This is a genomic window from Exiguobacterium sp. E4787 (genome assembly GCF_018618375.1).
GTDB classification, from domain to species: domain Bacteria; phylum Bacillota; class Bacilli; order Exiguobacteriales; family Exiguobacteriaceae; genus Exiguobacterium; species Exiguobacterium chiriqhucha.
The window spans coordinates 79,962-91,944 of record NZ_JACSLY010000002.1; the positions used below are offsets into that span (position 1 = coordinate 79,962).

Genomic DNA, 11,983 nt, shown 5'->3' on the forward strand with positions numbered 1-11,983 from the left:
GTGTTAAATTTATCAAATCAAGCCGGTGCTGTCAACCGGCGAACTCGAAAGGAATGTCGCCTGATGATTGACTTTACCCGTGATGGTCACCTTCACACCCCATTTTGCCCACATGGCTCGACAGACCCGCTCCAGGCGTATGTCGAGCAGGCGTTAGCCCGTGGTATCAAGACACTCACGTTCACCGAACACGCTCCGCTCCCGGCCCGGTTTCAAGACCCGACACCAGACAAAGACTCGGCGATGGCGTTCGAGTTGCTTCCGGATTATATCGAGGCCTTGCAGTCGTTAAAACGGACGTATCCGGCACTCGACCTTCGCCTCGGTTTAGAGATCGACTACTTGCCCGGCTATGAAGCTGAGACGTTGGCGTTGCTCGAGCCCTATGCCGACGTATTAGATGAAACAATCTTGTCTCAACACTTTATACTCGTTGACGGTGAGCTCCTGCCTGTCGACTTCTCGCTCGAGACGTTTCATGTCCTCGTCGAACGTATCGGCTCGTTCGAGGCCGTGATGAAACAATATTATACGGCGCTTGCTGCCGGCCTCGCATTCCCTTGGGAGCGCCTGAAAGTGGACCGCATCGGGCATATCGATTTACCAATCAAATATCAGTCCAACTATGTATGGGACCGGTCCAACGTCCAGGCCGAACAGTCGCGCCTGCTCCAGACGATGGCTGCCCGTGGCTTCGGGATCGATTTGAATACGGCCGGACTCCGCAAACCCGAATGCGGACAGCCGTATGCCATCGATGTCGCGTCTGAGGCGGCCGGACTCGGAATCCCGTTCGTGCTCGGATCGGACGCCCATATCGCTGTTGACGTCGCCGCTGGATTTAATGACATACAAAAAAAAGCCACGTTCCTATGAACGTGGCTTTTTCACAGCGATCTAGCTATCTAGATCCCCATTTTTGGTTGTCGATAACGATATGGCGTTCCATTTCTTCATCTATTGACAATAATACCATACTAATTCGGCAATGCAACCTGAAAATGAAAAAAAGGATGACGGAGTTGTCATCCTTTGTTATTTAGACCGCCATTTCAGCGTATAAACCTTTTAATTCCTCTGTAGACGCCTCGTCCATCTGTAACGCCACGAGTTCGACGAATTGAAGGGCTGGATCCTTGTCGCCCGACATCCGAACGATCTCGGCTGCCGCATCATCGAGCGCGAGCAAGATGCCCGATACACCTAGCGTCGGATAGTAACGGAGTAGCGCGCGGACGTGCTTCATTTCTGAAATATCATTTCCATTGATCTTAAGTGCTTTGACTGCCAACTCTTTATGCGTTCCAATCGCGAACTTATCTTCCCACACCTCTTCGAGTGTGATCAACGCTTCCACATCATAGGCACCATCTGTGAAACGAACTTGTTTTTCCATGTAACATTTCCCCTCTCGTTAATCTACTTTCATTATAAGAAAGAAACCCCCGAAAAGATTGTGAAATGTTGAACATTTTGTGGAATTTTTGTCTCACCTAGTTGTGAACATAAAAAAAGGTCCCTCCGAGGAGAGACAAATAATGGAAGAGTAAAACACCATTGGCAGTACATTAATAATATAACACCGAATGTAAACGTTTACAATGTGTTTTTAAAACTTTTTTCAAGTGGCATATGTACCACGTCAATTCCGCTCTCGCGCATCAAATCGAGACCGTCGCCATGTTCATAACCAACCGCATAGACGACACGAGCGACGCGGGAGGCGATCAAAGCGAGCGAGCAGGCGTGGCACGGCGAATGGGTCACATAAGCCGTCGCCCCGAAAGCGTTCGTCGAATCGGCGGCGAGCTTTCCGATTGCGTTGATTTCAGCATGAATCTCATGTTGTTTCGACCAATTGTGATGATCGTACGGGTCAGAGCATTTGATATAAGTCACACCGTCATGAATGAACGAGACCGGCGTCTCAAGCAAGTCGACCGCATTCGCGGATACGTATTCAGCACGCTTATAAAATCCATCATCCCGCTTTAAGAAGATTTCATTGCAGTTCGTATGCCCCGGCGGCGTGCCGTTCAGGCCAATCGAAATCGGCTTCTCATCTTTGACGATGACGCAAGCGACACTTTTAGAAGCACACTTCGAATGACGTAACGCCATCATATCGGCAAACTGTAACCACGTCTCGTCCCATAGGTGTTGTTTATCCATTGTTGATCCTCCTCGAAGAAAAGGAAAGTCTGAATGCTCAGACTTTCCCCGTTCAATATCCAGTCTCTTTTGGCAACTCTTTGTTTTTCGAAGCAATCTCGATGACTTTTTCTTTCAACTCGTGCTCCATCCGATCGAGTTCACGTTCCGCCTCACGACGCTTCTGACGTCCCTCTTGTTGAATCCGGAGCGTCTCATCGAGCGTCGAAAGCAAGTTCTCGTGCGCCACTTTGAGCGACTCGACCGAGACGATGCCTTTCTCGTTCTCCGTGGCAATCTCGATTGACGAGTCTTTCAACATCTTCGAGTTCTGCTCGAGCAAAGTATTCGTCGTCTTCGTGACGTCTTGCTGCATCCGGAGCGCCGTCTTTTGCCGCGTCAAGCTGAGCGCGAGCACGACTTGGTTTTTCCAGAGTGGAATCGTATTGACGACCGCCGACTCGATTTTCTCGGCTAGAATCTGGTTGTTCTGCTGGATGACCCGGATTTGCGGGGCCATCTGTAGGCTGATCGTCCGGCTCAGTTTCAAGTCGTGCAACTTCTTCTCAAACCGGTCTGCGAGTTGAATCATGTCGTTCAACTGTTGCAGTTTGACCTGGTCTTTCGACATCTCAACTTCTTGACGAAGCGGGGCAATCTCATAGCTCCGTACGTGATCAAGCTTCGTCTCCCCAGCGGCGATATAGACGTTTAGTTCTTCGAAGTAGCGTTTGTTTTTGTCGTACATTTGATCGAGCATCGTGATATCCTTCATCAAACCGAACTTGGCTCGGTCTAGATTATGGATGACCTCTTCTAAATAGACGCTCATCTTTTCAAACTGTAACTTATAGTTCTCGGCTTTCTTTTTGGCCCGGCCAATGAGCGGCAGGTTGTCCATGAAGCTCTTCTTTTCCGGTTGCAACATGTCCGGGTCCATCTTGCGCACGTTCTGCATCAAGTCGGACAACAGCTTGCCGGCGTCTCCGCCATCTTTCATCCGGACCTCAGTCAAGATTTGGTCCGAGAATTGCGATAGTTCACGTTGTACGTTCGAACCGAACAGCATGACGGAATCCGTCTTTTTAATATCAATCGACTCCGCGATGCGCGTGATGCGTTCCCGGTGCGCTTGTGGGACGTCGGCATTCACTTGAATGGCCGGTACCTCATGTTTCTCGGTCATCGCTGACCAGTCCACGGACGGGTCCGAAATCGCATCGGTTTCCGTCTTCGTTTTCGTTTGGGAAGTAAGTTCTTCTTCTGGCCATGACTGCCAGTTCGTTTCATTCGATGAAGTCATGCTTTTTTCTCCCTTCTGGTTGATCGGCCAATACTCTCTCCATCATGATCAACTCTCGTTCAAAATCGACCGCGTCATCTTCGAGGAGACGACTGCGCTGTTGTTTGAACTTGTCGACGATGAGCCGCATATTGGTCATCAACTGTTCACGTGTCTCTTCTTGAATGACGACCCGTTTTCCTTCTAGTTCTTTGAATTTCAATACGACCGATACGAGCGAGTCCAAATAGAACGTGAACAAGTCACGGACATGCTTGGCATCTTGAGGATTCTCGAACAGCTCAGCGAACAGTTCGTGTGCTTCTTTCGAGACCGCCTTCATCTCACGCCGCACCTCGATGTCTTTAATCTCAGGCAAGACGCGGTCAATCTGTTGTAACTTCTCATAGCCTTGTTCAATCGTCCGCTGTAAAAATTGAAGCTCTAAATCATCTGTCGCTTCAAATTGGCGCACCGGTGCCGCTTCTTCGAGCGGTTTCAAGATGCGTGAACCGACGAACGGTTCATCCTCATCGAGCAACAATTTCTTTTTGGCCCGCTTGGCGACGGGCGCCGGTGAGCGCTTCCGACGTTTGCTGTTCGACCACACTTCGTTCAATACGAGCGCCCCGACGATGATAAACAACCAAGAGAAATCAAAAACGCTTATGGCAAAATATAGGATTGCCCCGGTCAGGGCCCATTTCATCCATGTTTTCATCCGTTTCACCTCGTCTCATGATACTTCTATTGTACCTTACGTGACCCTTCAAAAAAAGTTTCGTCATCTTTATAAGCTTAGCATAACGTTCCCGCGCGCTCTCTCGGTCGCAAGAACGAAAAGTATTGCCGATAACTATACAAAAAACCTCCTGATTCAACGAATCAGGAGGTTGCTTCCGTTATAATCTGACCCACGTCGTCACCATAACTACGGCGACCGTCACCGGAATGACGTACCGGATCAAGAAGTGCCAGATCGGGTACAACTTCACACCGATGTCTGACGTTTGAATCTCTTCTTTCAAAATGCGTTGATCGACGATATATCCGACGAAAATCGACGTCAAGAGCGCACCGACCGGCATTAATACGTAGCTGACGATGTAATCCATCGAATCGAAGAACGTGCGACCGTCTAAGAACTGCATCTCGCTCATGACACCGAACGAGAGTGCCGATGGAATCCCGACTGCGAAGACGATTGCCGCTGACAACAGGGTGACGTAACGCTTCGATATCGTTTGTTTCTTCTCGTTCAACTTGTCCGTCACACCTGCTACGACGACTTCGAGCATCGCAATCGACGATGTGATCGAGGCGAATGTGAACAATAAGAAGAACAACACCATGAAGAATCCACCGAGCGGTACTTGGTTGAAGACGGCCGGCAAGACGACGAAGAGAAGCGCCGGTCCCTCTGCCGGGTCAAGACCCGAAGCGAATACGGCCGGGAAAATCGCGAGGCCTGCCAATAGCGAGACGGCGATATTCAAGAGAACGATCATGTTCGCTGAACGATTAAGCGTACCTTTCGTCTGAATGTACGAGGCGTACGTCAACATGGCCGCGACACCGAGCGATAGCGAGAAGAACGCTTGACCGAGGGCGAACAAAACCGATTCACCGGTCAAGGCCGAGAAGTCAGGCTGCAAGAAGAAGCGAACCCCTTCCATCGCACCGTCGAGCGTCAACGAACGGATGACGAGCACGATGAAACTGACGAATAAGAGCGGCATTAAAATCTTACTCATGCGCTCGATGCCAGCCTCGACACCTTTCAAGACGATTAAAAGCGTAATCAATAAGAACAAGAACTGACCGAACACGGCGATGCCTGGAGATGAGACGACATCTCCGAAAACGACACCGAACTCGTCGGGAGAACGTCCGTTCAATGTCCCGCTCAATCCGAGCCCGACATAGATTAAAACCCAACCGCCGATGACACTGTAGAATGAGAGCAATAAGAAACATGCGATGACGCCGAGGTAGCCGACGAGTGTCCAACGCCCGTGGCCTAATTTTTTGAAAGCGAGCAGTGCCGTCTTTTGTGTCGAGCGTCCGACGATGAATTCACCAATCAATAGTGGTAACCCGAGTAAGAGCGTGAACGCTAAAAACATGAGCAAAAAGGCGCCGCCTCCACTTGTGCCGGTGACATACGGAAATTTCCAGATTGCACCGAGACCAATCGCAGACCCTGCGGCCGCTAAGATGAATCCAATTTTTGAGGCGAACGAATTTTGCGCCATTACCATCCCTACTTCCTGTTTTCATATCTTTTTTCATAATAATAGTGAAATACTAACACGGTTCAGAAATGAGAACAACTAAAAACAGAGAAAAGTCTGAATTCTTTTCTCTGTCAGCAATTTTTATAGATTTTTAGTGTGACGGGACAAGAAATGACAACTCGCCCGGCAAGACATCGATATCCAACCGTTCAGCCTCGAAGTGCTCCCCATCGACGTCGATGATTTGAGATTCACTCAAATGGACGGTCAGTTGAGACATCTGTAGATGCACCCATTCCGGTGACGACTGTTCGAGCCCGAGCTGTTGGGTCAACAATTGACGAATCATCGGGAAGCCGATGGCGGAACTATGGACGACCTCGACGAGTCCGTCCGTGAACGATTGGGTCGGGAGCTTCGTCGGTACTGTCCCGAGATAAGCCCCGTTCCCTACATATAAGAAGCTGACTGGTCCATCGTGGACGACTTCCCCTCCGTGTTCGATGCGAACGTCGAACGGATCGAGTTCACGAAACTGCCGGATTGTCGCTAAAAAGTAACCGATTGACCCGAGTGATTCTTTTTGGAGCGGATCGATTTGTCTCGACGCGTCCGCGATCAGGCCGACCCCGATGAAGTTGAGCCCGTACCGTTCGTTGACTCGCATCACATCGACCTTTTGCGCGTAACTCATCTTGAACAAACGGGCCGCCTCGATCGGTTCGACCGGTAGAGCGAGGGCACGGGCGAAATCATTACACGTGCCAGCCGGAATCAGACCGATTGTCGGCCGTTCATCCCGCGGAAGCTTCATCAAGCCATTGACGACCTCGTGAAGCGTCCCGTCCCCGCCGACGACAATCAAGTGCTCGTAAGCCCCGCTCTCTTCGGCGAAACGACCGGCGTCTCCTTGCGCGAGCGTCTTCCGAATCAAAATCTCATCGTATAACGATTCAATCGTCCCGACTACCTCACCGAGCATCGTCTCGTTCCCGCCAGACGTGGGATTGGAGATAATCAATGCTCTCATAATAAGCCCGCCTGCTCCAAGAAATCTTTCGCGACGTCATACGCCCGTTCATTCCCGTACGCGACGCGACGGTTCAATTCAGACATCTCTTCGTCAGTAATTTTACCACCCAATTGGTTGAGGGCATCCTCGATTTCCGGATGTTCATCGAGCGTCTCTTGTTTCACCAACGGAGCTCCTTGGTAAGGTGGGAAGAACTGTTGATCGTCCTCGAGGACAAGCAATTCGTTCTCGGCGATATCCGGGTCGGTCGCATACGCATCGACGAGGTTGACGTCTCCACGTGCGATAGCACGATAGCGCAACTTTTGTTCCATCGAGACGACCGACGGGAAATCGAGTCCATACGCTTGTTGCAGTCCCGGGTATCCGTCTTCACGGTCCGTGAACTCGAGCGTGAATCCGGCTTTAATATCCGATTGAACGTTTCGTAAATCCGAGATGGTCGTGATGTCTTCTTGCTCGGCATAGTCGCGTGGGATCGCGATGGCGTACGTGTTGTTGAACTGCATCGGTTCAAGCAACGCATAGCCGTCATCGGCGAGCGCGTCCCGAGCCTGTTCATACACTTCACGTGCATCGTTCGAGTTCGGTGTCTCTTTCACGAGACTCGCGAGCACCGTTCCTGTGAATTCTGGATAGATGTCGACATCACCAGATTGTAACGCGCCCCAGACGAACGTCGTCTCTCCGAAGTTCGGACGGACGGATACAGACAAGTCAGTCTGATCTTCAATCAACAGCTTATACATGTTCATTAAAATCTCAGGCTCTGGCCCGAGTTTCCCCGCGATGACAAGGTCGGTCTGTTGCGTCCGACCGAAGGCGAGCGGGGCCGCGACGATGAGTGCCAACACGGTCGAGACGGCAATCAATTTCGTCTTGTTCCGGGTTGCCGTCGCCCCTTCCATTTGGCGAAGCAAGAAATCAAACAACAAGGCAAGGATGGCGGCCGGGATTGCCCCGAGCAGAATTAAGTAATTGTCGTTTCGGTTGATCCCGAGAAGGATTAACGTCCCGAGCCCACCAGCGCCGACAAGGGCGGCGAGCGTCGCCGTTCCGACAATCAGCACCATCGCCGTTCGAATCCCGGCCATGATGACCGGTAGCGCGAGCGGGAGTTCGACTTTCATCAAACTTTGGTTCGGTTTCATCCCACAAGCCCGGGCCGCTTCGATGAGAGATTTATCGACCTCGTTCAGCCCGGTGAATGTATTTCGTAAAATCGGGAGCAAGGCATATAGCACGAGGGCAATCGTCGCCGGTAAGGCACCAATCCCGACGAGCGGAATCATAAGACCGAGTAACGCCAAAGAAGGAATCGTTTGAATGATGGCGGTAACGCCTATTGCGGTCTCGGCCACTTTCTTGCGACGCGTCAACCAAATCCCGAGCGGAACGGCGATTAAGACGGCTATCAAGAGTGATACGACGGAGAGCTGCAAGTGCTCAATCAGCGCCTCGACGAGTTCGCCACGCCGGTTTTGAAATGTCTCAAGCATCTACCTCACCTCTTCCACGTTGGGTAAAGTCGAGGACGAACGGATCCGTACTCGCTCTGATTTCATCTGGAGTACCGATGACGACCAATTCGCCATCACGCATCAAGGCGATGCGATCCCCTAGTTTCATCGCTTCTTGCATGTCATGGGTCACGAACAGAATCGTCTTCCCGAGCTCATCGTTCAAGCGTTTAATATCATCTTGAAGCTGACCTCGGCTAATCGGATCGAGCGCCGAGAACGGTTCATCCATCAAGATGACTTCTGGGTCGGCTGCAAGCGCCCGCAATACGCCGACGCGTTGTTGCTGTCCACCGGATAGTTCCGTTGGCTTTTTCACTCGCAAGACCGGATCCAGCCCTGCAATGTTCATGAGTTCGGTCACGCGGTCCTTCGTCTTCTGTTTCGGCCATTTCAATAATTCGGGAACGACAGAAATATTTTCCTCGACCGTTAAATGAGGGAATAAGGCAATTTGTTGGAGCACATAACCGATGTTGCGTCGCAACTCGTATATATCGAATTGATAAATCTCTTTCCCGTCGATGAGGATTTTTCCATCTGTATGGTCAATCAGTCGATTCACCATCTTCATCGTCGTCGTCTTCCCGCATCCCGATGGCCCGATTAAGACAAAAATCTCTCCTTTACGGACTGTCAAATCCAAGTCTTTGACGGCTAGCGTCCCGTCTTCGTAGCGCTTGGACACATTTTGAAATTCTATCAACTCTACCCCTCCTCGGCTCGTAACTTTTTCATGAAAGTCAAATATTAGTTTGCCCGTTTCCAACGTTTGTTAAACAATCGGACGTGCTATCTGGTGCGTATGACCACTGCCGATAAGTAAAATCATGAAACAAGGCACAAAAAAAGGTCCTCCTGAAGGAGAACCTGCTGTTATGGAAGTGTAATCGTGATGTGGCGACGACCCCAGTTGATGGCCTCGTCTTTCGTATCGACGAGCAAGTCGACGATATTTCCTTTGATGCGTCCACCCGTATCCAAGGCGATCGCTTGACCGACACCTTCGATTTGAACAATCGTTCCAAGTGGAATGACAGCTGGATCGACGGCGATGATACGCATGCCGTTATAGAAAATCGAATCCGTGACATCATGACCGGTTGCCGTCAAGACGCGGCCCCCGTATGAGCCGTTATCGGCTGCATCGTTCGTGTACGCCGTCGACTCGGCTTGAATGGAGCGTCCTGTCGTCGAGATTGGAGTTGCAGTCGTTGTCGACACCGTCGATTGCTTTTTCGAAGTTGCGGCTTGACGTTTCGCTTCTTCTTGTCGTGCCTGCTCGGTAGCGACACGTTTTTCTTCGGCCAAACGTTCTGCTTTTGCTTCACGCTCTGCCTGCTCTCGCTCGGCTTTCTCTTCGGCGGCATGTTTTTCTTCCGCAATCCGTTTCGCTTCAGCCACACGTTTTTCTTCCGCGATCCGTTTCTGTTCGGCTAGTCGTTTTTCTCGTGCAATCTTTTGTTGGCGTTCTTGCTCGATCGCTTTTCGTTCCAATTCAAGTGGGTTTTGGACAATTTTTTGTTCCGTCCCAATCCCGATTTGGGCGGCATCCGCCGTCGCGGCAAACGCGAACGTTCCCACCGCCATAAGTAGGACAGTCATCATATATTTTAAGGAATGCATAATCAATAGGTCAGCACCTTTCTCGTCATCTAACGAACAGGAGTTAATTTACCATGTCCGTCCGACCCCGAGAAGGGATTTTGATGAAGTGAAATATTTCTGACACATCGACTCTCTGTCGGTTACAATCTGTAACATTTACGTGAAACATAGCTCTACCAAGCGTTTTAATAAAAATTACAGATTCGTTACAACATATCGTGTAACAAATCTGTAATCTGATTGTCATTCTGTTTCAGCTTCGGTCGAGCGCAAATCGTGAGGTCTTACCATGCCCCAAGGTGCCACGTCGACGTCCACTTCGAACGTCTTCGCTCCTTCGATTGCTGATGTCTCTTCCTCAGCGACACGATACGAACTCATATCATCAATATATACTTGGCGGTCGTAATAGTTGGCCCGAGTGCCTCCGAAAAACGGCCGTGAACTGACCCGGTCAATGGTCGCATATCCATCGTCCCCCGTTTTGAATGAGACGTATACTGTCCCTGACTCGACATCTTGTCTTCCTTCGAACGAGTCATACTCCAAATAGACGAAGTCTCCGAAAAACGGGTCGTACGGTTCGTAGGAAGTCGCTTTGAACGTATATGTCTCACCGAACCAGGACACCGCATAGACGAGCAGTATAAACCCGACGGCTATCAACACTTGCACAATCGGTACTAGCCAAGGCGTCAATCGTTTCATGTCTGAGCATCCCCTCTCGTAGTACGACTACGGCTTCGCCACCACAAGGCGAGCGACAATAAGAAGACGATCAATGCTCCGATGAGGAAGAAAAGTGAAATATCGAGTTTATCCCAAACATAGATGAAGTAGATCGTCATTTGAACGAGCAAGAAATAGATGAAGGCGAGCACGATCGGTTTGCGATTATGGTCTTGATAGACGAGATAAGCGAGGGCGACCGCTTCAAGCAGGATGGCCAGCAAGATGCCCGAATCCTCGAACAATGAGAAGGGGATGACGGCGAGCAGGCTGACCCACATCAAATCTGGACGTCGGTGCAACAAATAGACGGCGACGAGGACGACCGAAAGGATTGTCGCCTCGATGACCGACGGCGTTCGTTGAGACAACCAGCCTTCCGTCGCATTAATCAAATAGCCGATTGATAGGACGGCTGCGACGAAAAGGTACAGATAGTTCCATTGGGCCCGCTCCCGATAAACGAGAAACAAGACGTGTAGCGCAGCGAGTGCCCATAGCGGCCAAAAGCGGCCTTCATAGTCGGCGTACTGACCAATCGTGATCAATAGGCCGTAGAAGCCGAACCAGGCGAAAATGCGATCGAGCTCGTTGTCCCCATAATGGAACCAGACCCACGTCACGATCAATCCGAACGCAATCAACGTGATGCCGATGCCTTGAAAACTATTCGTGATTGCCAAAAAAGCAGCGAGTGCGGCCAAGAACGTGAAAATCGGATGTTTGAAAATCAATTTGTGCATGACGGCGACGGCAAGGAATAACCAGAATAAGAACGGAATTTGCGAGGAAAGATTATACGTCGAGAAAATGACGATCATCGTGGCGACGAAAAAGGCGACGCCTAACAGTCGGAATAGCGTGACATAGCGTGTCGCTTTCACTTGCAGGCGTTCGGCGGTCACATACATCCCGACCATAAACACGAGTAAAATGGCGACTTTCACAAGATCAGGAATCGCTTGCCAATTGGCCGCGACAAAACTGAATAGACTAAGTGCGAGCAAAATCGATCCGATAATCACAAGAATAGGCGGTTTGTGCTCACGTTTGTCACCGACCGCCAACTTCTTATGTTCATACTCGACCAAGCGCTGACCGGTCACTTCATCCAGTAAACCGGCCTCTTCCCATTCACGAACTTTTTTGTCAATGGACACCTGAATCATCCCTTTCGATTAAAAGGTCAGCTGGCGCGTTCGATCAATTCCAAATCTTTTTTCAGTAAAACTTGCTTCTCGAATTCGAGACCAAGCTGTTGAAATTCTTCCATGATGGAAACGTCCCCGATGACCGTATTGGTCAATACGGCAGTCACTTCTGCGACCCAACCTTCACGAGTTGACTTGACGATATCACCCACAACGAATTCTACAGACACAACCATTCACTTCCAATCTTAAATTTGTTTCTATCATTATAA

Annotated in this window: 12 protein-coding genes and 1 pseudogene; 1 reads left to right on the top strand and 12 read right to left on the bottom strand. The window is 50.2% G+C overall.

The window, feature by feature from the left end; translation table 11 throughout:
• The first annotated feature begins 63 nt into the window (after window positions 1–63).
• Window positions 64–876, top strand: a complete 813-nt coding sequence (gene hisJ / locus KNP80_RS02895; RefSeq protein ID WP_214719735.1) for a histidinol-phosphatase HisJ — start codon at window positions 64–66, stop codon at window positions 874–876.
• Window positions 877–1,039: 163 nt separating this feature from the next.
• Here the strand turns inward: hisJ and KNP80_RS02900 are convergent, their stop codons facing one another.
• The 12 genes and pseudogenes from KNP80_RS02900 to KNP80_RS02955 all read right to left on the bottom strand — a co-directional run bounded on the left by KNP80_RS02900 (window position 1,040) and on the right by KNP80_RS02955 (window position 11,923).
• Window positions 1,040–1,396, bottom strand: coding sequence for a hypothetical protein (locus KNP80_RS02900; protein WP_029595627.1), 357 nt, complete (start codon window positions 1,394–1,396; stop codon window positions 1,040–1,042).
• Between the two features lie 200 nt (window positions 1,397–1,596).
• On the bottom strand, window positions 1,597–2,172 hold the full coding sequence (locus KNP80_RS02905) for a deoxycytidylate deaminase (RefSeq protein WP_214719736.1): 576 nt from the start codon (window positions 2,170–2,172) through the stop codon (window positions 1,597–1,599).
• A gap of 52 nt (window positions 2,173–2,224) precedes the next feature.
• Window positions 2,225–3,454 carry a toxic anion resistance protein gene (locus KNP80_RS02910; RefSeq protein ID WP_021067252.1) on the bottom strand — a complete coding sequence of 410 codons (1,230 nt, stop codon included), beginning with the start codon at window positions 3,452–3,454 and terminating at the stop codon, window positions 2,225–2,227.
• Entirely contained in the window at window positions 3,438–4,142 is a 705-nt protein-coding gene (locus tag KNP80_RS02915; protein WP_251132314.1) for a 5-bromo-4-chloroindolyl phosphate hydrolysis family protein, read from the bottom strand. The genes KNP80_RS02910 and KNP80_RS02915 overlap by 17 nt, the downstream gene beginning before the upstream one ends.
• A gap of 193 nt (window positions 4,143–4,335) precedes the next feature.
• Window positions 4,336–5,688: a sodium-dependent transporter gene (locus KNP80_RS02920; RefSeq protein ID WP_214719738.1), complete on the bottom strand. Its 1,353-nt coding sequence runs from the start codon at window positions 5,686–5,688 to the stop codon at window positions 4,336–4,338.
• Between the two features lie 133 nt (window positions 5,689–5,821).
• Entirely contained in the window at window positions 5,822–6,700 is an 879-nt protein-coding gene (locus KNP80_RS02925; RefSeq protein WP_214832806.1) for a diacylglycerol/lipid kinase family protein, read from the bottom strand.
• Window positions 6,697–8,202, bottom strand: a complete 1,506-nt coding sequence (locus tag KNP80_RS02930; protein WP_214833613.1) for an ABC transporter permease/substrate-binding protein — start codon at window positions 8,200–8,202, stop codon at window positions 6,697–6,699. The genes KNP80_RS02925 and KNP80_RS02930 overlap by 4 nt, the downstream gene beginning before the upstream one ends.
• Before the next feature lie 10 nt (window positions 8,203–8,212).
• Window positions 8,213–8,929 (bottom strand): annotated as a pseudogene (locus tag KNP80_RS02935) (ABC transporter ATP-binding protein); the annotation flags it as partial.
• A gap of 170 nt (window positions 8,930–9,099) precedes the next feature.
• A complete protein-coding gene (locus tag KNP80_RS02940; RefSeq protein ID WP_251132315.1) occupies window positions 9,100–9,831 on the bottom strand; it encodes a 3D domain-containing protein in 732 nt (243 codons plus the stop codon).
• 243 nt (window positions 9,832–10,074) lie between these two features.
• Window positions 10,075–10,539, bottom strand: coding sequence for a GDYXXLXY domain-containing protein (locus KNP80_RS02945; RefSeq protein ID WP_214799546.1), 465 nt, complete (start codon window positions 10,537–10,539; stop codon window positions 10,075–10,077).
• On the bottom strand, window positions 10,536–11,729 hold the full coding sequence (locus tag KNP80_RS02950; protein ID WP_214833619.1) for a DUF2157 domain-containing protein: 1,194 nt from the start codon (window positions 11,727–11,729) through the stop codon (window positions 10,536–10,538). The genes KNP80_RS02945 and KNP80_RS02950 overlap by 4 nt, the downstream gene beginning before the upstream one ends.
• A gap of 17 nt (window positions 11,730–11,746) precedes the next feature.
• Window positions 11,747–11,923: a DUF2187 family protein gene (locus tag KNP80_RS02955; RefSeq protein ID WP_232939448.1), complete on the bottom strand. Its 177-nt coding sequence runs from the start codon at window positions 11,921–11,923 to the stop codon at window positions 11,747–11,749.
• Window positions 11,924–11,983 lie beyond the last annotated feature (60 nt).

Bases quoted from the DNA above. Each gene is read 5' to 3' on its own strand.
- hisJ (WP_214719735.1), top strand. From the start codon at position 64: ATGATTGACTTTACCCGTGATGGTCACCTTCACACCCCATTTTGCCCA.
- KNP80_RS02900 (WP_029595627.1), bottom strand. From the start codon at position 1,396: ATGGAAAAACAAGTTCGTTTCACAGATGGTGCCTATGATGTGGAAGCG.
- KNP80_RS02905 (WP_214719736.1), bottom strand. From the start codon at position 2,172: ATGGATAAACAACACCTATGGGACGAGACGTGGTTACAGTTTGCCGAT.
- KNP80_RS02910 (WP_021067252.1), bottom strand. From the start codon at position 3,454: ATGACTTCATCGAATGAAACGAACTGGCAGTCATGGCCAGAAGAAGAA.
- KNP80_RS02915 (WP_251132314.1), bottom strand. From the start codon at position 4,142: ATGAAATGGGCCCTGACCGGGGCAATCCTATATTTTGCCATAAGCGTT.
- KNP80_RS02920 (WP_214719738.1), bottom strand. From the start codon at position 5,688: ATGGCGCAAAATTCGTTCGCCTCAAAAATTGGATTCATCTTAGCGGCC.
- KNP80_RS02925 (WP_214832806.1), bottom strand. From the start codon at position 6,700: ATGAGAGCATTGATTATCTCCAATCCCACGTCTGGCGGGAACGAGACG.
- KNP80_RS02930 (WP_214833613.1), bottom strand. From the start codon at position 8,202: ATGCTTGAGACATTTCAAAACCGGCGTGGCGAACTCGTCGAGGCGCTG.
- KNP80_RS02940 (WP_251132315.1), bottom strand. From the start codon at position 9,831: ATGATGACTGTCCTACTTATGGCGGTGGGAACGTTCGCGTTTGCCGCG.
- KNP80_RS02945 (WP_214799546.1), bottom strand. From the start codon at position 10,539: ATGAAACGATTGACGCCTTGGCTAGTACCGATTGTGCAAGTGTTGATA.
- KNP80_RS02950 (WP_214833619.1), bottom strand. From the start codon at position 11,729: ATGATTCAGGTGTCCATTGACAAAAAAGTTCGTGAATGGGAAGAGGCC.